We start from the raw sequence: 19,665 nt of genomic DNA on the forward strand, positions 1-19,665 counted from the left end.
TGTATCATATGATTTCATTATAGCAAAAAGAAATCCCGTGATGCGCATCGCACCACGGGCTTGTCGCCGCTTTACTGGACAACCGCAAAATGGCGGTACATTTCAATCACTTGTTCGTATTGTTCTTTCGAGAGGACGCGAATTCCTTGCTTTAATTTTTGCTGCTGGCGGCTTTCGAGCTTTTGCACGTCAATTTGGAAAAACGACTGGATAATTTCGCTCGATCGGCCCGGTTTGCCGTTAAAAATGGACAACGTGCCATCGTCTGTAATCCCGAAATAGCCGTTCGTTTTCAACAGCGGCGAAATGTCGTTGACCGTTTTGCGAAAAACGATCGTTCGGTCATCAAGATTGATAAGCTGCCAGTCGCGGTACTTCTTCCATATTTCCGTCAATGAATCGACCGTTTCCGTGACTTTCTCCTCGCTCATCTCTCCGTCTAAGTAATGCTGCTGCAACACAATGGTCATCTTGACCGGCGCAGCCGACACCCCATGGACCGGCAGCACGGCGGCAACAGCCAACAGAAGGGTGGAAAGAATTCGCATCATCCCGTTCCTCTCTTCCAGCATGGTGATTCCCTTACGCTCTTAGTTTCACCGTTGCTCTCCATTTTATTCCTATTCTGCTTAGCTTTTTTGCAAAGCGAGTTGCCGCCGGTCACCTGTGCAAAGGCCGTGAGCGTCGCTTTGCCAATTTCATTGTTGCGCGCGATCGTAAACAAATGGGCAACTTCAATGGCCAAGAGCGGACGGCGCGGGCCGAACCAGCCGGTTAAAAAGCTTTGCCGCTCGATAAATTCCACCTCTTTTGGATAGACCATATACGGCGGACGGACGTACACCCCTTTTTCAAGCAACAATTGGCGGGCGCTGTCATTCGTCAAGCACCGATTCGTCCAGGTTATGGTATACCTCCTGAACGTCGTCATCATCTTCAAGGGCGTCGATCAACTTCAACATTTTTTTCAAGTCATCGCCTTCGAGCGTCGTATACGTTTGCGGAATCATCGTGATCTCTGCGCTTGCAAACGTCAGCCCATGCTGTTCCAGCTGCTCCTTCACCGATTCAAACGACTCGGGCGCTGTATAAATTTCAAACGACTCATCGGTCGTTTCCATCTCCTCAGCACCGGCTTCGATCGCCAACAGCAGCAGCTCATCCTCGTCGATATCGTGCTGCTCGCGATCGACGATCAGCAGCCCTTTACGCTCAAACAAGTAGGAGACGCACCCCGTTTCCCCTAAGTTGCCGCCGTTTTTCGAAAAAGCGGCGCGTACGTTTGCGGCGGTGCGGTTTTTATTGTCGGTCAGGCAAACGACCATGACGGCGACGCCGCCCGGTCCGTATCCTTCGTAGCGAATTTCTTCATAGTTCGTTTGTTCTTGGTTTCCAGTTGCTTTTTTAATGGCCCGTTCAATATTATCGTTCGGCATGTTGGCTGCTCTTGCCTTCTCAATGACAAGACGCAAGCCGGGATTGGCCGCTGGATCTCCCCCGCCCATTTTCGCGGCAACGTAAATTTCTTTGGCCAGTTTCATAAACAGCTTGCCGCGCTTCGCATCTTGGGCGTTTTTCCGCCGTTGGATATTTTTCCATTTCGAATGTCCAGCCATCGGTCTTTCTCCTCTCATCGCAACGGAATGTTCCGAATACTACTATAACAAAAAACGCCGCAAATGTCAGCCGGAGCCGTCCATCAGGACACAAAAGGAGGCTGGCCCGAGACGCGGGTTCGGGTCAGCCCCTGCTTGGCTAGCGGGTGTTTCTCGGCCGCTCTTGAATCGTGTCATGATCGATGAAAATGGTGCGCAAATCGCGGCGGATTTCGTCCATGTTGATCGGCCCGCCTTGGCGAATGGTGTTGTCAATCGTGCGGACGCGGTGGTACATGCTCGGATTGGATGTAACGCGCACCCGTTTGCCCTTGGCGTACGGAGCAACTGCTTTGGCGACGCGCTGCTCGAGCCGCTCCGGATGGCGGGCATCGGTCGCAATAGCGATGAGCGCTTGGTCGCCGTATACGACGGCGCGCGCATCATCGACTCCACCGACTGCAGCGGCGCGGCGCGAAAGCTCCTCGGCCAGGCCGCCGTCATAACTCCGGTAATATGATGGATGCGGGTCGACGCTCAACGAATTTAAATGTCCGTGATAGTTGTAATCGCCGTCGCCAAAATCGACATCACCTGGAAGAGCCGGAACATCCGTATCAAACCGGGTCGCCGCCGGTCCGCCGAAGCGGCCTTCGTCCGCCAAATAATCAGTCGCCGGTCCGCGGCGCGCCCATATATAGTTGTTGTCGTAGTTGAGCGCGTTCGTCCCATAGCGGCCGTAACGGAAATCGTCGTTTCGTTCCGTCGAATAGTAGCCGATCGGCCTTGTCGCGTTGTTATAATGCTGAGCTCCCTCATTGGCCCCGTAATTGGCGCACGAAGCGAGCAAGCCGGCAGCCGACAGCACCCCAATCCATTTGACCGCTTGTCTCAATGGAAAACCCCCCTTGGTTTCCTTCGCCCACGGCTGGCCGAAAGCCAGCCTTACGTTTAGATTGCGGAAAACAAAGGGGGTTTATCGCTGTCAGTTCGCACCAATGAGGCAACAGCTAAAACTTCGGCGGCGCGATGGCCAGCTGCCGTTTATGATGCGAGCGTTCGTGCAGTTTTTCAATAATGTTCCGGTCCCGTTCCGGAATGTCTTCTCCTTTCAAGTATTTATCAATCATTTCGTATGTCGTGCCCATCTCGCTTTCATCCGTCTGCCCTTCCCACAGTCCGGCGCTTGGAGCTTTCTTGATAATTTCTTCCGGGACGCCGAGCAGACGGGCCATTTCACGCACTTCGCCTTTCGTAAAGTGGATGAGCGGCACTAAGTCCACTCCGCCGTCGCCGTATTTCGTAAAGTAGCCGGTATGCCATTCGGCGGCGTTGTCCGTTCCGACGACAAGGTAGCCGTAATTGTTGGCGACCGCATACAACGTCGTCATGCGCAAACGCGCCCGTGTATTGGCATCGCCGAGGCGCGCGCGCTCTTCGCTCCATTCCCCGATGGCTTTCAGCTCGGCCTCGACCGCGCCAAACAACGTCCGGTGCGCCTCGGTCAAATCGATGACCAAATGCCGGATGCCGCAGCTTTTCACCACTTTCAGCGCATCTTCCATATCTTTCGGATTGCTTTTGCAAGGCATGATCAGCCCCAGCGAATCGTCCGGAAAGGCGCGCTTAATCAAATGGGCGACAACGGCTGAATCGATGCCGCCGCTAATGCCGACGACCGCCCCGTTTAAACCGGCTGATGAGACTTGGTCACGCAACCATTGCACGAGTTTGTCAATTTTTTCTTGCATCCGCCCTCGACTCCTTTTCCAAAGATTCCATTTCTCATTGTAGCATAGCATAAAGGCGGCGGACAAACCGTTCTCTCCGCTTGCGGTCAAACACAAGAGGGCGGCGGCGCGCGGCGGCTGACCGCCATTCGCGAAACACATCGGCCGGAAACAAAAGCGCGTGCAAAAACCAGTGCCGGTTCAACCAGCCGCGAAGCGGCGCAAACCGGGCCAGCGCCGCATGCGACCACCCGATATATGGCAAAATCCGGTTTGCATATTGCCAATAATCAAGCCCGGGCGAAGCGAGAGCAGCCGCATCATAATCAATGAGGCTCACGTGTCCGCCCAGCGTGCGCAAAAAGTTATGGGGCGCCACATCGCCGTGAATGATGGCAACAGGCTCCGCCGCCAACTCGGCAGCGTAGTCGCCGCACGTTGACAAGCAATAATGCGCCCAATGCAGGACAAAGGAAAGATCCTCTTTATCCATCATCGTTTCAATGAATGGCAAGTTCTGGCGAAAGTCCTGATACCGACGGTGCCATTTTTCATACAGCCAGGCATAAGACAGCGGCAACGCAGCCTGTTCGTTGCGAACGATCGCTGCCGTCGCCGTATGATAATGGCGCAACACACGGAGCCCGTCGGCAATGTCGCTCTCATTGACAAAGGCAAGCGGGCGTGCGCCGGCCACGTATTCAGTCAGCAGCCAATACCACCCCCCCGCCTCGACCACGCCTCCTCCCCCAATCGGGAGGACGGTCGGGGCAGCGCCAAAACCGGCGCGGCGCAAGGCGCCAAGCAGCCAAGCTTGCCGCTTGGCGGCGGCCGGCGAGCGATACGCTTTGGCAACGAACGTCCCGCATCCAGCCTCGATCACCATCACGTGCGGTTTCAACGCTACAGCCCGGTGAATGGCCAGCCGGTGACAACGGTGCAGAAGAAAAAGAGACGGCCGACGGCGTCTCTTTCGATTGGATTATTGTTCTTCACCATGTTCGCTCTCCTCATCCGGCGGCCCGGCAAACAGGCGCGGGCTGGCGGCCGGCGGAGCAGGCGAAGGCGCATACCCAGGCGGGCTTGTCGGGTAGACGACGCCCGGCCACGGAAGCGGCGCCGCCTGTTGTGGGGCATACCCGTATGGAGCCGGCGGCACGTACATGCCAGGCGGTGCATACCCCCCATAGTGCGGAACCGGCGAATATACAGGCATATAGGCAACTGGCGGATACCCAGCCGGAGGCGCATACACCCCGGGCGGCGCGTATCCCGGCGAAGCGAAAGCGGCTCCCGCTGGCGGCGCCGGCGGGATGGCAGCCCCATGTCCACCCGGCCCAAGAAGCGGTGGGGACTCCGCCGATTCACTGCTGCTTTCACTGATGCCTGGATAAGGTGCTGCGCCGCTTTCTGGGCTTTCCCCGGCCGGCGGATTGGGCAGCGGAGAATACGGCGGCATCGCTGGCAACGGCGGCACATAAAACCCTGGCCCCGGCAAAATCGGCGTCACCAGCACACATCCTTGATCACTGCCAAACGCCGGCGCTGGCGGCGGCGCGACCGGAACGTATGGAATGTTCGGAAGCGGCGGCGCTTCATCACTTTCCGGTTCCATCTGCTCCCCTTTCAGTTTATCCGGGCTTTCTCCTGTTTCCTCTTTCATAATGCCAGGTAAAATATTGCTCGGCTTCGGCGGAATCGGCGGCAGATTCGACAACGATTTGGCAAATGAAACGTGAGAGGACGCAGCGGCCGGCGGGATCGTATGCACAAACGGCGGTTCGACAGTCGGCGTTTTCGCTCCCTCGGCGTTCGCGGCATTTGGCGCCCCATTGACCGGCACATTCGGTGTTTCATTTACTGGTGCGTTTGGTGTTTCGTTGACAGGTACTTTCAGCTCCTCTTTCCCCGTCGCTTTCGGCGCTTCGTTGACCGGCGCCTTCGGTGCTTCCTTCACCGCCGCTTTCGGCGCTTCGCTGACCGGCGCCTTCGGTGCTTCCTTCACCGCCGCTTTCGGCGCTTCGTTGACCGGCGCCTTCGGTGCTTCCTTCCCCGCCGCTTTCGGCGCTTCGCTGACCGGCGCCTTCGGTGCTTCCTTCCCCGCCGCTTTCGGCGCTTCGTTGACCGGCGCCTTCGGTGCTTCCTTCACCGCCGCTTTCGGCGCTTCGCTGACCGGCGCCTTCGGTGCTTCCTTCCCCGCCGCTTTCGGCGCTTCGCTGACCGGCGCCTTCGGTGCTTCCTTCCCCGCCGCTTTCGGCGCTTCGTTGACCGGCGCCTTCGGTGCTTCCTTCCCCGCCGCTTTCGGCGCTTCGTTGGCCGGCGCCTTCGGTGCTTCCTTCCCCGCCGCTTTCGGCGCTTCGTTGGCCGGCGCCTTCGGTGCTTCCTTCCCCGCCGCTTTCGGCGCTTCGTTGGCCGGCGCCTTCGGTGCTTCCTTCCCCGCCGCTTTCGGCGCTTCGTTGGCCGGTGCGTCATTCGCCGGCGTTTTGCCTTCTGGAGCAACGGCGCCGAACTCTGTATCAATGTCGATCGAAACGAACGGTTTGGCTTCCGCGTATGGGTGCTCTTCTATTTTCGCTTTTTTCGGCGGCGCCTGCCATTTTGTTTCTTTTTTGACCGGCACTCCCGCCGTCGGCACTTTGATTTTCATTCCGGGCATAATCATATCCGGGTCGCTTACATGCCCATTTATTTTTTTTAATTGTTCAAAATCAACCCCATATTTTTGGGCTATTTTCCAAAGAGTATCTCCCTTCTGAACAATATGGATTTTCACTCCGCTCCCCCTCCTACACCGAGACTGTTTGCACTCTATCCGACCGATGCTTGTTTCCCGATATCGTCTTTCAACACAATGTATGACGATGAGCGCCCATTTATGATAAAAAAATCCCCGGCCGGACGGAAGCGATTCCGTCACGCCGGGTTGGGGAACTAGGCAAGAGCAAGCATGCGGTCAAGCGCCGCTTTCGCCTGACAGGCCACTTCGTTCGGAACGGTGATGCGGTTGACGACCACACCTTGTTCCAGTGATTCAAGCGCCCAAACGAAATGCGGCAAATCAATCCGATTCATCGTCAAACACGGACACATGTACGGATTTAAAGAAATAATCTCCTTATCCGGATGTTCGTTCTTTAACCGGTTGACCAAGTTCATTTCCGTCCCGATGGCCCATTGACTGCCGGGCGGGGCGTTGCGGATCATTTCGATAATATATTTCGTCGATCCGGCGTAATCCGCCTGCTGGACGACTTCCCAGCTGCATTCCGGGTGAACGATAATGTTCATTTCCGGTTTCGTCCTCCGAATTTGTTCGATTTGCCGGACGGTGAAGTTTTCATGCACCGAGCAATGCCCTTTCCAAAGGATGACTTTGACATTGTCAACCGGCCCGCTGCATTGCAGCGACTCTTCACGCGGATCCCAGACCGCCATCTCATCGAGACCGACGCCGAGCGCATAGGCGGTGTTTCTCCCTAAATGTTGATCCGGCAAAAAGAAAACCCGCTCTTTTTGCGAAAACGCCCATTTGACCATGTTTTTCGCGTTGGACGACGTCACCGTCGCCCCGCCATGGCGGCCGACAAACGCTTTAATCGCCGCCGTCGAGTTGACATACACAAGCGGGATGATCGTTTCGCCAAATAGATCCGTGAGCGCTGCCCACGCCCGCTCGACTTGGAAAAGATCAGCCATATCGGCCATCGAACAGCCAGCGCGCATATCGGGCAAAATGACCACTTGTTCCTCTCTCGTCAAAATGTCGGCCGTTTCCGCCATAAAGTGGACGCCGCAAAATACGATATACTCCGCTTCATCGTTTTTTGCCGCCAGTTGGGCCAGTTGAAGCGAATCGCCGGTCGCATCGGCAAACTGGATGACTTCATCTTTTTGGTAGTGATGCCCAGGGATAAACAAGCGGCGGCCGAGCCGCTCTTTTATCGACCGAGCGCGGGCCTCGAGCTCGCTTTTTTCCATCGTTCTATAGCGCTCTGGCATGTCATCGAGCCGTTTTAGCTGCTCCAGTACGTTCATTATTTTCTCCCCCCGTCATTGTAAATCAAAACTAATGTCAAGCGCTCGAGCGGAATGGGTTAAAAATCCGAGCGAAATGTAGTCGACGCCGGTCGCGCCGTACGCTGCTACGTTGGCGAGCGTAATTCCCCCGGACGCTTCGGTGATGATCGGCTTTGGCACGAGCCGGACAAACGAACGCACTTCATCCGGCGTCCGGTTGTCAAACATAATGACGTCTGCCCCCGCTTCGACCGCCTCGAGCACTTCCGCTTCCGTTTCCGTTTCCACCTCGATTTTCACCATATGGCCGAGCCGCTCCCGCACCGCTTTGACCGCGTCGGCGATCGATCCGCAAAAGGCGATATGGTTGTCTTTGATCATGACGCCATCATACAAGCCAAAGCGATGGTTGTAGCCGCCCCCGCACGTGACGGCATACTTTTCAAGCATGCGCAGCCCGGGAGTTGTTTTCCTTGTGTCGCAAATGCGCGTATGACTGTCACCGAGCAAATCGACGGCTTGGCGCGTCACGGTGGCGATGCCGCTTAGGCGCTGAAGCAAATTCAAAATGACGCGCTCGCCGGACAACAGCGCTCTGACCGGGCCGGATGCAGCGGCGATCGCTTCGCCGGCTGCGACCCGCTCGCCGTCCCGTTTCATAATCGATACTTCGACGCGCGGATCCAGCAGCTGATAGCCCGCCGCAATAATGCCGACGCCGGCCACCACCCCGTCCGCTTTGGCCATAAACATGCCTGATGCCCGTTCATGAGCCGGAAAAATCGTCTCGCTCGTCACATCGCCGTCGCCAATATCTTCAAGAAAAAACTGTCGCAACAGTTGTTCGAGCTTCAACCGGTTCATCTTTCATCCCTCCGTTTTCTTTGCCGCTTTACCTCCCAGCCCCAAGGCGGGCCCACTCTTCTTTCGTCCGCACGAGGCGCCGCCCCCGCCACTCCGGGCGTTCACGCGGAAAATCGCTCCGGTAATGGCCGCCGCGGCTTTCCGTGCGCCCAAGCGCTGATGAAGCGACAAGCCAGCCCACTAGCAACATATATCCTGTTTCAATCTCCTCTGCCGACAATCGTTCAAGGTCGCCATCCAGCCAATCCGGCAACGAAAACTGTTCCAACCAGTCGACCGCTTCGCGAAGCCGATCGCCGTTGCGGACGATGCCGACAAACGTTGACAGCTGTTCGCGGAGCAACGCCCGCTCTGGCAGCCGTGGTACAATCAAACGACGCGGGCTGGATGAATCCGCTCGGTGCACCGTTTCCGGCCACGCTGCTTGACGGCGGATGGCGCAGGCCGCACGGAATCCAAAGACGATCGCTTCAAGCAACGAGTTGCTCGCGAGCCGATTGGCGCCGTGCACGCCGGTGCATGCCGCTTCCCCGACAGCGTATAAACCGGGTACGGTCGTCTGCCCCCACTCATTGACGACGATGCCGCCCATGACAAAGTGGGCGCCCGGCACGACCGGAAGCCGGCCGGCTTCCCAATCGATCCCATGCGCTTCGCACAGCGCGGCAATCGTGGGAAAGCGGCGGCGAAAATGGGGGACAGCGGAAATATTCAAATAGACGCAGCCGCCGCGGTCAATCTCGGCAGCGATGGCGCGCGCGACGATATCGCGCGGCGCCAAATCGCCAAGCGGATGGACGCCGTCCATCACGCGCCGCCCGTCTTCCGTCTCTAACACCGCTCCCTCGCCGCGCACCGCCTCCGATACAAGCCCGACCGCTTTTCCCATGGCGGCCAACATCGTCGGATGAAACTGGATGAACTCCATATCCGCCACCGCCGCACCGGCGCGATACGCCATGGCAATGCCGTCGCCTGTTGCCGTTGGCGCATTCGAAGTAAACGTGTACAACCCCGCGCAGCCGCCGGACGCCAATACGACAGCGGACGCACGCCAGACCGAAACACGGCCGTCTTCCCGCTTCGTTTTCACCCCGACGCAACGGCCGTCTTCGATCAACAAGTCAATCACTTGTTCCCCCTCGACGATCGGCACACGGTCATTCAGCTGCTGAAGCAAAAACGAAACGAGCGCCTTTCCGGTTTGGTCGCCGCCGGCATGCAAAATGCGGCGGAAGCTGTGCCCGCCCTCAAGACCGACAGAAATCCGGCCTGATTCGTCGAGATCAAACGCCATGCCGGCGTTCATCCATTCCTGCAGCCGCTCCGGCCCCTCGCGGACGATGAGCTCAACCATTCGTTCATCGTTATGGAGACAACCGGCGGTCATTGTATCGTGAAAATGGCTGCGCCAGCCATCCCCTTCCGCCAACGCCGCCGCCACCCCGCCTTGCGCCCGCCATGAGTTGCTGTCCGATCGGCCTTTCTTTGTGAAGATCATCACATTTTCATGCCGCGGCAAATAGTAAGCGACCGTTAACGCCGCCAGCCCGCTGCCGACAATCACAACGCCGCCTTCTCCCATGTTTGGACGCCCCTTTCTTTCCACCTGTCTTGACATCTATATTTACACATATTTAAACTAATGGCAAGAGGTTTGCTGAAAAAAATGAAGTGAGGCGGGAAACGATGATTTATTTGGACTATGCAGCGACTACACCGATGTGCCAAGAAGCCATTGCGGCCTACGCCGAAGCAGCAGCTGTTTATTTTGGCAACGAAAGCAGCCTGCATGACATCGGAACGAAAGCAAAACAACTGCTCACCTTATGCCGGCGCGAGTTGGCCGCCATGATCAACGGGGAAGCGGAAGGGGTGTATTTCACAAGCGGCGGCACGGAAGCGAACGTGCTCGCGGTCCGTTCGCTCGTCGCCGCCCGCCGGCAGAACGGAAATCATTTGATTACGACGGAAATCGAGCACGCCTCTCTCCATCATCTGTTCAAACAGTTGGAAACAGAGGGGTACCGTGTCACTTACTTGCCGGTCGACCGTTTTGGACGCATCCGTCTCGAAGATTTGGAGCGGGCGATCACGCCGCAGACGATTCTCGCTTCCATCCAGCACGCCAACTCGGAAATCGGCACCACCCAGCCGCTTGCCGACATCGGCCGCCTGCTGCGGGCGCGCGGCGTCCTTTTCCATAGCGATTGCGTCCAAACTTTTGCTAAAATACAGCTAGACGTCAAAGCCATGGCGATTGACAGCATCTCGGTGTCCGCCCATAAAGTGTACGGGCCGAAAGGCGTCGGAGCGGTGTATATCGATCCGCGCCGCCATTGGAGTCCGGTGTTTCGGGGAGCGACGCATGAATCCGGCTTTCGCCCGGGAACGGTCAACGTGCCGGGCATCGCCGCCTTCATCACAGCCGCAAAGCAGCTGTACGATCGGATGGAAAGCGAGCAAGCGCACTTCGAACGGCTGCGCCGTCGGCTGCTTGACGCCATCACCGTCAAACAGCTGCCGATCACGGTCGAAGGCCATCCCGACTACCGGCTCGCCCACATTGTCGGTTTGACCGTTAACGGGTTGGACGGGCAGCTGGTGATGCTCGAATGCAACCGCGCCGGCATCGCCATTTCCACCGGCAGCGCCTGCCAGGTTGGACAGCAGGCGCCGTCGCGGACGATGATCGCCGTCGGAAAAACGCCGGAAGAAGCGAAGCAGTTCGTCCGCATCTCCTTCGGCATGGCGACGACACAATCTGACATTGACGAACTCGTATCCACGCTCGAACAGATGATCTTGCCGCAAAAGGGGGGATGGACAGGATGAAGGAGGAAAAGAAAATCTTAGGGGAAGCAAGGCGCCAGCTCATTTTGCAGTGGCTGAAAGAAAGCGACACACCGCTTACCGGCGCCGAGTTGGCGGCGAAAACGAACGTCAGCCGCCAGGTGATCGTCCAAGACATTTCGCTGTTAAAGGCGCGCAACGAACCGATTATCGCGACAAGCCAAGGATATCTGTATTTAAAGCCGGCTGAGCCGGCCAAAACGTATACGCGAACGGTCGCCTGCTTCCATACGCCAGAACAGACGAAAGAAGAGTTGTATTTGCTCGTGGACTGCGGCGTGACGGTGAAAGACGTCAAAATCGAACATCCGGTCTACGGCGACTTGACCGCGTCGATCATGGTCAGCAACCGCCTGGAAGTGGACCAGTTTATCGCCAAAATCGAAGCGACGAAATCGTCGTATTTGCTTCAGTTGACGGATGGGACGCATTTGCATACGCTTGAGGCCGACTCACCGCTGAAACTGGATGCCGCCTGCCACGCTTTGAAACAAGCCGGCTTTTTAATTGAAGCCTAAACGGAAACCGCATGCACGTAAAGAAAAAAAACGCGGACAGGAACACACCGTTCGCGTTTTTCACCTGTTTTAGGCAAAATAATATGGATAACTGCCCAACAGCTGCACCGTGCAGCCGAGCGCTTCGATTTCGGCGATCGCTCCCGGAATGAGCACCTCGTCGAGCGGCGCGTCGATATCAATGATGAAAAAGTAGTTTCCGAGACCTGTTTTCGCCGGACGCGACTCAATTTTCGTCAAGTTGAGCCGCCGCCAGGCAAACGCCGACAGCACCTGATGGAGCGCGCCAGGATGGTCTTGCGGCAACATCACAACGACAGTCGTTTTGTCGCCGGCATAAAGCGGCGAGTTGGGCGAAAGCGGCTCATTCCGCCGGCTGACAACGATGAAGCGCGTATGGTTGTAGTCATAGTCGTGAATATTCTCTTGGACGATCACCAGCCCATATTCGTTGGCAGCGAGCCGGTTGGCGATCGCGGCCGCCGGCAAGTGGGGGTGTTCGCTCACAAATTTGGCGGCAGCGCTCGTCGATGTCATCGGCACTTGACTGGCGCCTTTGAGCACCGTATGTAAAAATTTGCGGCATTGGGCGATGGCGTGTGCGTGCGAGTACACCTCTTTCACTTCGCGCCAGTGTGGGGCATGATACGGGTGCACAAGCAAATGCTGCTCGATTGGGACGACAATTTCGCCGATGATCGGCAGCGGCTGTTCATGAATCAAATAATCGAGCGTTAAGTTGACCGACCCTTCCAATGCATTCTCAAGCGGCACAACGGCCGCCTTAATTTCCCCAGCGGCGGCGGCGTCGATGCAGTCGGGAATCGTATTGTACGGCTCGCGCGACTCCGACGGAAACAGCGCCGCGACCGCCGCTTCGGTAAACGTCGCCTTCGGTCCTAAATAGCCGATTTTCATTTCGTTTGCCTCTCCCTTGCTTTAATACACTCCTGAACCGACAATTTCCACTTTTTCGACAAATTCAAGCCTTCTCAACTTCCCCAACAGGTCATCGATGTCTTCATGCATATCGTTCGTACTGACGGAAAGCGTCACGTTCGCCCGCCCTTGCAGCGGGATCGTCTGGTGGATCGTCAACACGTTGCAACCGGCCGCCGCCACGACGCCAAGCAGCTGTGACAGCGTGCCCGAGCGGTCTTCCAAATGGAAAAACAACGTCACGATATTTTCTTTCGTCACCGCCTGAAACGGAAAAATGGCGTCGCGGTATTTGTAAAAGACGCCGCGGCTGATGTTCGCAAGTTGCGCCGCCTCGGCGACCGAGGCGGCTTTTTTCCGCTCAAGCAGCTGCTTAGCCAGCACGACTTTTTTCATCGCTTCCGGCAGGACATCTTCGCGCACCAAGTAAAATTTTTTCTCCACCGCACCTTCCCCCGCTTTTTACCGTTCATCCCAGTCGTCGACAAACTCAAACTCGTAATCGAGCAGCCGGACGGTGTCGCCGTCTTGCGCCCCGCGCTCGCGCAGCGCATCGTCCACCCCCATGGCCCGCAGCTGGCGGGCGAAGCGGCGCACCGATTCTTCACGCGAGAAATCGGTCATTTTCAACAGCTTTTCGATTTTATCGCCAGATAGAATAAACGCTCCGTCGCTGCCGCGGGTGATCGTAAACGGCGGCTTCTCTTTCTCATACTTATAGACGACGCGCTGCACAGCCGGCTCTTCCGGTTCATGGAGCGGGAACTCCGGCGTTGTTTCCAATAAATCCGCAATGGCAAACAAAAGCTCGCGCACCCCTTGCCTTGTCGCGGCTGAAATTGGAAAGACCGGCACCGCCTCGCCGACTTTCTCTTTGAAGCGGCGCAAGTTTTCTTCGGCACCTGGCATGTCCATTTTATTGGCGGCGACAATTTGCGGCCGTTCCGTCAAACGCAAGTTGTATTGCTTCAGCTCCTCGTTGATGACGACGTAATCGTCATACGGGTCGCGTCCTTCCACCGCCGCCATGTCGATGACATGGACGATGACGCGTGTCCGTTCAATATGGCGCAAAAACTGATGCCCAAGCCCCACTCCTTGATGGGCGCCTTCAATCAGCCCCGGCAAGTCGGCCATGACAAAGCTGCGGCCGTCTTCTGTTTCGACAACGCCTAGGTTGGGCACAAGCGTTGTAAAATGATATTCCGCGATTTTCGGCCGCGCGGCGGAAACAACCGACAGCAACGTCGATTTGCCGACGCTTGGGAAGCCAACAAGCCCGACATCGGCAAGCAGCTTCAATTCCAAAATGACGTTTCGCTCTTCGCCCGGTTCGCCGTTTTCGGCGATTTCCGGCGCCGGATTGGCCGCAGTCGCGAACCGGGTGTTGCCGCGCCCGCCGCGCCCGCCTCTGGCGACGACAAACCGCTGTCCGGCTTCCGTCAAATCGGCGAGCACCTCATTTGTATCGGCATCGATAACGACCGTCCCAGGCGGCACTTTGACGAGCAGGTCTTCCGCATTTTTCCCATGCTGGTTTTTCGACATGCCGTTTTCGCCACGCGGCGCTTTAAAATGGCGCTGGTAGCGAAAATCCATTAGCGTTCGCAGCCCTTCGTCCACGACGAAGACGACGTCGCCGCCCTTGCCGCCGTCCCCGCCGGCCGGACCGCCTTTCGGGACGTATTTTTCCCGGCGGAACGCGACCATGCCGTTGCCGCCGTCCCCGCCTTTTACATAAATTTTCACTTGATCGACAAACATGGCTGTTCCTCCGATTCGCTTCCATCATGACAAAATGAGTGTAGCTAATATTTATTATTGTATACAGAGCCAATTCAATGCTGTCAATATGTGCTTACCAATAAGGCGACCCGGAGCCGAGCGGCAGCTCGAGCTCCACCGTCAATTCGTCCGCCCCGACAGCAAACGACACGAGCCGAAGCGGTGCTGATGGCTCACAGCGCTCGAGGCAGGCGCGAATGGCATCACCATCCCGCCATGCGCCGCGGCCGTCAAAAAAGAGCCCCACCCGCCCATCCGCAATCTCAATCGTCACGCATAAATGGTTTTCCGCCTGCTCATCGGCCTGCGCCTCAAGCAGACCAAAAAACCGGCGGCACCATTCGCTCAATTGTTCGTCATACGGCGACAAATCAGCCTCGCCGCCGACAATTTCATACTCAAGAAAAATCGGGTGCGGCTCCCAGTTGTACGTCATCATCAGCTCAGCAAACCGTTCGGCCTTTAAGTTCGTTAACCGCGTTTCCTGCTGCGCGTCGCCGATAATGCCGTTGATGATTTCTTGCACCCGCTCCACTTTATTGAGCGCCAAATGGCCTTTAATGAGCTGGATTTTGTTCAGCCAGTCATGGCGGGCATGGCGCATCACTTCGACGACAGTCCATCGCTTTTCCATGCAACGCTCCCCTATTCAATGCAGCGCAGCTTCCCGCGCCGCCTGTTGTTTCCTTCTCCCTTTTTAGAGAGGACAGTTTACTTTTACTATAGCATTTTCTGACAGCGAACGGGAGCGGTTTTTCGAGGGGAAAAAGAAAAACTCTAACCGCCACGGTTAGAGTTTTTCGAAACAATATTACGCTTCTTGACTGACCGGATAGACGCTCACGCGTTTGCGGTCGCGGCCGAGCCGTTCAAAACGGACGATGCCGTCGATTTTGGCGTACAGCGTGTCATCGCCGCCACGGCCGACGTTCAAGCCCGGATGGACTTTCGTTCCGCGTTGGCGGTACAAAATCGAGCCGCCCGTGACGAATTGGCCGTCAGCGCGTTTCGCGCCAAGGCGTTTCGCGATCGAGTCGCGGCCGTTTTTCGTCGAACCGACCCCTTTTTTCGAAGCGAAAAATTGCAAATCGAGTCTCAGCATGGCAGTCACCTCCTGCTACTTCCATGTTACACGGATGAATTTTCCGTAATCGCGTTCGATCGTCTTCAGCGAGACGACCATCGCTTTGAGCAAAAGCTGCACTTTTTCTGCCGTCGCTGCTTCTTCCAGCTCCGGAAGCTCACAGCGAAGATAGCCGCCGTCTTGGCCGAGCGACACATTCGGGCGGACACCGGTGAGCTCCTCAATGGCGTTGATCGTGCCGAACGAAACCGCCGAAGCACCGGCGCATACAATGTCCTCTCCGCGTTTCGCAAAATGGGCATGCCCTTCCATCGTAAACGCGCGAATGCAACCGTCCGCCTCCCGTTCAATCGTGACGCGAATCATCTTATGCGTTGATTTTTTCGATCACGACTTTGGTGTACGGCTGACGGTGGCCTTGTTTGCGGCGATAGTTCTTTTTCGCTTTATATTTGAAGACGATGATTTTCTTTTGCCGGCCATGTTTTTGCACTTTCGCCGTCACGGTTGCGCCTTCGACCGTCGGGTTTCCGATTTTCACCGTTTCCCCGCCGATGAACAACACTTTGTCAAACGTGACCGTATCGCCTTCATTGGCATCCAATTTTTCAATGTAAATTTCTTGGCCTTCTTCCACCTTCAATTGTTTGCCGCCAGTTTCGATAATTGCGTACATGCATCGCACCTCCTTCATAATACTCAGACTCGCCAGCGTCAAGGCGGTTCCGGATGGAACGCTTCACAACCCGCGCTGAGCGGTTGTAGTACGGGTGCGTCTTTTTGCGACAGCCGCCCTCTTTTGTCCTTTCCGAAAGGGACAAAAAGTCTACAACGTCATTTATAGTAACATAGAAACAGCCCATCGTCAACCACTATTTTCCCCACAAAAGCCAACAAAAAAGCGGCGGTCGCCGCTTTAATAAATGAGTGCACCTAGCGGCGCGTCGGTCCGCTTTTCCGCAAAAAACGCATGCAGCAGCTCATTTTCATCGAGCGTCATCCGCTCGCCGCTCCCGCCAGTGACCACGATCGCATGCTTTTGTCCACGGTAAAAGCGGTGCAGCACGGCCGAGATGCGCTCCTCGGCGGAGGCGGTGATCGTCTGCAGCCTTGTATAGTCGCCTTTTTTTCCGTAATACCGTTCAAGCAAAAAGCGCATCACGATATACGGATGCTGCTTCCACTCCTGCCAGACGGCATGCGCCAAAAAAGTGGCGATCACCCACAACTCCAACTGGCGCGGCGCCGCGACGAGCAAAAGGATCACGCCGGCAACGAGCACCGCCGCTGAGATGGCGACCATATTCCGGTGCGCCTCACTGAACGGGCGGCGATACGAAAGCAGCAAAAACAACAGTTTGCCGCCATCAAGCGGCCAAACCGGCAGCAGGTTCAGCCCGAAAACAGCAACGTTATAACGAAAAAACAATTCCCAGCTCCCGTCATCCATCCAACCGGCCTTCCAGAAAAAAAACGCTGCGGCCCCGAGCCAAAGATGCTGCGCCGGCCCGGCGAGCGTCACGATCCACTCCTCGCGAAACGGCCGGTTTCCATGCTCTTCCACTTCCGCTACCCCGCCAAACGGCAGCAGCAAAATCCGTTTCACCCGCCACGAAAAAAACGCCGCGGCCGCCGCATGGCCGAGCTCATGAACAAGGACGATAAAAAACAGCAAACAAAGCTGCTTAAAATGGGCGGTCAGCACCGCCATGCCGCCGATCAGCCATAACAACGGATGAACGTGCAGTTTGCCAAGCAGCCCGATATACTTATTCAAAGGAGATCACCTGGATGGGGTCAATAAATTTATCTCCCTGCTTAATGGCAAAATAAAACAGCCCTTTTTGGTTATCCGTTTCGCTCGCTTGGACGGTGCCGATCTCTTTTCCCATTTCGACAAAATCGTATAGTTTCACCGATATCGTCCCTAAATGGCCATACCACGTCTCGCTGCCGTCGGCATGCTGAATGACGACTGTTTTCCCGAGATTCTCTTTCATGCCGGCAAAGGTGACGATCCCTTCTTTCATCGCTTCCACACTTTCGCCGTTTGCGGTTTCAATCATCACCCCTTGGCCGTTTTTTTCAAAGCTCTCCAGCACGCGGCCGGATGCGGGCACCGCGTATGATGAGGCAGTTTTTGTTTCTTGTTCTTTTTTCGGTGCAAAAAAGGCGAGCGGCTCGCCAAACGTTTGTTCATACCAAGCCGAGACAGCGGCGAACTGAAATTCCGTCTCCATCGTCCGAGCGACAAACTGCCGGGCCGGCTCGAGCGAAGCGGACGGATGTTTGAACAAAATGGCGGTGACGAGCACAAGGCAAGCGGCGATGAGCGTTTGAAAAAGAAACCACTCTTTGCGGAACAGCGGGTGCGGCCCCGATTCAAACGAATAGCGGTCGTACGTAACGACCGGCAGCCCGTACCGCTCTTCATCCGCCATCCCCCACTCCGGTTCCCTTCGTTCCCGCACCTGGTAACGGCGCTCTTTCCGCCGCTGTTCAATCCGTTTTTTCATCTCCCGAACGCGTCGGTCCATACGTCCCCCCTCCACCTTTCTAACAACGTTTGTACTAGTTTATGAGACAACCCGTTTGAATATGAGCAGGCGTTTTTCGCGGTGCTGAATCTGCCCATCGGTGCAGACGTGATCAGCCGCGGCGGCGAAAAATGATGGTTTGCGACTCAAAAGGCGGTGAAAAGCAGGCTTTTCGCACAGCTTGGCGGCGCTTGGCACAGACGAGGGGCAAAACAAAAAGGGCAATTTCCCTACCGGAATTGCCCTCATTCCTCTATTTCAGGCTAAATATTTTTCGAATCTTTGAGAACAACCCTTTCTCCTCTTCCTCAAGCGGCGGCAGCGGCACCGATTCGCCGAGGATGCGGCGGGCGATGTTGCGGTAAGCGATCGACGCCTTGCTGTTAGGGTCGAGCACGATCGGTTCGCCGCGGTTCGACGCTTTGATCACGTTTTCATCGTCGACGATAATGCCGAGCAGCTCGATCGACAAATGCATGACGATTTCATCGACATCGAGCATATCTCCGTTTTTCACCATATGGCTGCGAATGCGGTTGATGATCAAGCGCGGCGGCTTGACGTGCTCTTCCGCTTCAAGCAAGCCGATGATGCGGTCGGCGTCGCGGACGGCCGACACTTCCGGCGTCGTGACGACGATCGCCTCATCCGCGCCGGCGACGGCGTTGCGGTATCCTTGCTCAATGCCAGCCGGACAGTCGATGAGCACATAGTCGTATTCTTGCTTCAGCTGCTCGATCAGCTCTTTCATCTGCCCCGGATTGACCGCCGATTTATCGCTCGTTTGCGCAGCCGGCAGCAAATACAAGTGGTTCTCGAACCGCTTATCTTTGACAAGCGCCTTTTGCACGGTGCAGCGCCCTTCGACGACATCGACTAAGTCGTAAATAATGCGGTTTTCAAGCCCCAGCACAACATCAAGGTTGCGCAGCCCGATGTCCGTATCGACCAGGCACACCCGCTTCCCCAAAATGGCAAGGGCCGTCCCAAGGTTCGCGGTCGTCGTCGTTTTGCCGACGCCGCCTTTCCCGGAAGTGATGACGATCGCTTCTCCCACGGTCACATTCTCCTTTCTAAGCGCGTCAAATTCGGCCGCAAATGCATGAGCAGCTGCAAGCGGTCGACAACAATCTGGTTATGTTCATCAACATAAGCGCATTCCATTTCATTTCCTTCGTCCGTTTTGTAGTCGGGAGCGCGGTTCATCACATCGCCGATGCGCAGCTGCATCGGCTTCATCACCGACGCGGCGATGACAGCTTCTTTGTTCCCGCTATACCCAGCATGAGCAATGCCGCGCAAAGCGCCGAGGATGAAAATGTTCCCCCCGGCGATGACTGTTCCGCCAGGGTTGACGTCGCCGATCAGCAGCAAATCCCCTTCGACATGAAGCACTTGCCCGGAACGGACGATGCGCGGGACAGCCGAAATTTTCATTTTTTGCACCCATTCGAGCGCTTCCGCTTTCGATATGACATTGCTTTCGATTGAATCGACGACCAAGTTTTTGGAACGGCGGATGAGCGCGCGCAGCTCCTCTTCTTGTTCGGGCGTCAAGTAACGGTTCCCGACTTTGAGATGCACGGAGACGAGCGGACTGTTTGGCGCAACGCCGGCGCGTTTGATGAGCCGCTCTTCGATTTCTTTCAACAAGTCCTCGTACGAACAGCGGTCATCCAACTGCAGCGTCAGCCCGTCTTTCGTCCCTTTAATCGTCACGTACTGCTGCTTTTGCTTTGCCAC

General features: G+C 56.3%; 23 protein-coding genes and 1 other annotated feature. Of the genes, 2 read left to right on the top strand and 21 right to left on the bottom strand.

The genetic code is table 11. The features are described 5' to 3' along the window. Positions 1-71: 71 nt before the first annotated feature. The 10 genes from ACR1UW_RS13900 to nadB all read right to left on the bottom strand — a co-directional run bounded on the left by ACR1UW_RS13900 (position 72) and on the right by nadB (position 9,791). The gene (locus ACR1UW_RS13900) at positions 72-548 is read right to left on the bottom strand and encodes an intercompartmental signaling factor BofC (protein ID WP_033011975.1); all 477 of its coding nucleotides are present in this window, start codon (positions 546-548) and stop codon (positions 72-74) included. Continuing rightward, positions 548-886, bottom strand: a complete 339-nt coding sequence (locus ACR1UW_RS13905; RefSeq protein ID WP_160149214.1) for a DUF3231 family protein — start codon at positions 884-886, stop codon at positions 548-550. The genes ACR1UW_RS13900 and ACR1UW_RS13905 overlap by 1 nt, the downstream gene beginning before the upstream one ends. Then, positions 876-1,616 carry a YebC/PmpR family DNA-binding transcriptional regulator gene (locus ACR1UW_RS13910; RefSeq protein ID WP_277391490.1) on the bottom strand — a complete coding sequence of 247 codons (741 nt, stop codon included), beginning with the start codon at positions 1,614-1,616 and terminating at the stop codon, positions 876-878. Before ACR1UW_RS13910 ends, ACR1UW_RS13905 begins: the two co-directional genes overlap by 11 nt. Positions 1,617-1,755: 139 nt before the next feature. After that, positions 1,756-2,490: a YhcN/YlaJ family sporulation lipoprotein gene (locus ACR1UW_RS13915; protein ID WP_047818796.1), complete on the bottom strand. Its 735-nt coding sequence runs from the start codon at positions 2,488-2,490 to the stop codon at positions 1,756-1,758. Positions 2,491-2,605: 115 nt separating this feature from the next. After that, positions 2,606-3,346, bottom strand: a complete 741-nt coding sequence (gene nadE / locus ACR1UW_RS13920) for an NAD(+) synthase (RefSeq protein WP_047818797.1) — start codon at positions 3,344-3,346, stop codon at positions 2,606-2,608. A gap of 34 nt (positions 3,347-3,380) precedes the next feature. Then, the gene (locus ACR1UW_RS13925; RefSeq protein ID WP_498933759.1) at positions 3,381-4,226 is read right to left on the bottom strand and encodes a phosphotransferase; all 846 of its coding nucleotides are present in this window, start codon (positions 4,224-4,226) and stop codon (positions 3,381-3,383) included. Between the two features lie 81 nt (positions 4,227-4,307). Next, on the bottom strand, positions 4,308-6,098 hold the full coding sequence (gene safA, locus ACR1UW_RS13930) for a SafA/ExsA family spore coat assembly protein (RefSeq protein WP_498933761.1): 1,791 nt from the start codon (positions 6,096-6,098) through the stop codon (positions 4,308-4,310). A 158-nt stretch (positions 6,099-6,256) separates the two neighbouring features. After that, entirely contained in the window at positions 6,257-7,360 is a 1,104-nt protein-coding gene (gene nadA, locus ACR1UW_RS13935) for a quinolinate synthase NadA (protein ID WP_498933763.1), read from the bottom strand. Positions 7,361-7,375: 15 nt separating this feature from the next. Beyond that, positions 7,376-8,206, bottom strand: a complete 831-nt coding sequence (nadC, locus tag ACR1UW_RS13940; RefSeq protein ID WP_498933765.1) for a carboxylating nicotinate-nucleotide diphosphorylase — start codon at positions 8,204-8,206, stop codon at positions 7,376-7,378. Positions 8,207-8,234: 28 nt separating this feature from the next. Continuing rightward, a complete protein-coding gene (gene nadB / locus ACR1UW_RS13945) occupies positions 8,235-9,791 on the bottom strand; it encodes an L-aspartate oxidase (protein ID WP_044744808.1) in 1,557 nt (518 codons plus the stop codon). A gap of 104 nt (positions 9,792-9,895) precedes the next feature. Here nadB and ACR1UW_RS13950 point away from each other — a divergent pair, with 104 nt between their 5' ends. Together ACR1UW_RS13950 and ACR1UW_RS13955 are read left to right on the top strand one after the other, a co-directional pair. After that, positions 9,896-11,041 carry an IscS subfamily cysteine desulfurase gene (locus ACR1UW_RS13950; protein ID WP_498933767.1) on the top strand — a complete coding sequence of 382 codons (1,146 nt, stop codon included), beginning with the start codon at positions 9,896-9,898 and terminating at the stop codon, positions 11,039-11,041. Beyond that, the gene (locus ACR1UW_RS13955; protein WP_237420631.1) at positions 11,038-11,577 is read left to right on the top strand and encodes a transcription repressor NadR; all 540 of its coding nucleotides are present in this window, start codon (positions 11,038-11,040) and stop codon (positions 11,575-11,577) included. Before ACR1UW_RS13950 ends, ACR1UW_RS13955 begins: the two co-directional genes overlap by 4 nt. A 69-nt stretch (positions 11,578-11,646) precedes the next feature. On the opposite strand, the gene pheA is transcribed toward ACR1UW_RS13955, so the two are convergent. The 11 genes from pheA to minC all read right to left on the bottom strand — a co-directional run bounded on the left by pheA (position 11,647) and on the right by minC (position 19,665). Next, entirely contained in the window at positions 11,647-12,495 is an 849-nt protein-coding gene (pheA, locus tag ACR1UW_RS13960; protein WP_498933769.1) for a prephenate dehydratase, read from the bottom strand. Between the two features lie 21 nt (positions 12,496-12,516). Continuing rightward, a complete protein-coding gene (locus ACR1UW_RS13965; RefSeq protein WP_033010955.1) occupies positions 12,517-12,960 on the bottom strand; it encodes a transcriptional regulator ThrR in 444 nt (147 codons plus the stop codon). 18 nt (positions 12,961-12,978) lie between these two features. Beyond that, positions 12,979-14,280 (bottom strand): GTPase ObgE, encoded by a 1,302-nt coding sequence (gene obgE / locus ACR1UW_RS13970; RefSeq protein ID WP_033014266.1) that lies wholly within the window; start codon positions 14,278-14,280, stop codon positions 12,979-12,981. Positions 14,281-14,374: 94 nt separating this feature from the next. Beyond that, positions 14,375-14,935 (bottom strand): Spo0B C-terminal domain-containing protein, encoded by a 561-nt coding sequence (locus tag ACR1UW_RS13975; RefSeq protein WP_498933772.1) that lies wholly within the window; start codon positions 14,933-14,935, stop codon positions 14,375-14,377. Between the two features lie 177 nt (positions 14,936-15,112). After that, complete coding sequence (rpmA, locus tag ACR1UW_RS13980; RefSeq protein WP_008881065.1) at positions 15,113-15,403, bottom strand: 50S ribosomal protein L27; 291 nt, start codon at positions 15,401-15,403, stop codon at positions 15,113-15,115. Positions 15,404-15,418: 15 nt separating this feature from the next. After that, positions 15,419-15,751 (bottom strand): ribosomal-processing cysteine protease Prp, encoded by a 333-nt coding sequence (locus ACR1UW_RS13985; RefSeq protein ID WP_033010951.1) that lies wholly within the window; start codon positions 15,749-15,751, stop codon positions 15,419-15,421. Position 15,752: 1 nt separating this feature from the next. After that, positions 15,753-16,061, bottom strand: a complete 309-nt coding sequence (gene rplU / locus ACR1UW_RS13990; RefSeq protein ID WP_033010949.1) for a 50S ribosomal protein L21 — start codon at positions 16,059-16,061, stop codon at positions 15,753-15,755. 15 nt (positions 16,062-16,076) lie between these two features. Next, positions 16,077-16,156 (bottom strand) — a sequence feature (ribosomal protein L21 leader region). Positions 16,157-16,301: 145 nt separating this feature from the next. Beyond that, entirely contained in the window at positions 16,302-17,162 is an 861-nt protein-coding gene (locus ACR1UW_RS13995; RefSeq protein WP_100658942.1) for a M50 family metallopeptidase, read from the bottom strand. Then, the gene (locus ACR1UW_RS14000) at positions 17,155-17,922 is read right to left on the bottom strand and encodes a M23 family metallopeptidase (protein WP_047818802.1); all 768 of its coding nucleotides are present in this window, start codon (positions 17,920-17,922) and stop codon (positions 17,155-17,157) included. Before ACR1UW_RS14000 ends, ACR1UW_RS13995 begins: the two co-directional genes overlap by 8 nt. Positions 17,923-18,175: 253 nt before the next feature. After that, entirely contained in the window at positions 18,176-18,979 is an 804-nt protein-coding gene (minD, locus tag ACR1UW_RS14005) for a septum site-determining protein MinD (protein WP_033010585.1), read from the bottom strand. A 2-nt stretch (positions 18,980-18,981) separates the two neighbouring features. Continuing rightward, entirely contained in the window at positions 18,982-19,665 is a 684-nt protein-coding gene (minC, locus tag ACR1UW_RS14010; RefSeq protein WP_162839632.1) for a septum site-determining protein MinC, read from the bottom strand.

It is taken from the genome of Geobacillus lituanicus (assembly GCF_050994965.1).
GTDB classification, from domain to species: Bacteria; Bacillota; Bacilli; order Bacillales; family Anoxybacillaceae; genus Geobacillus; species Geobacillus stearothermophilus.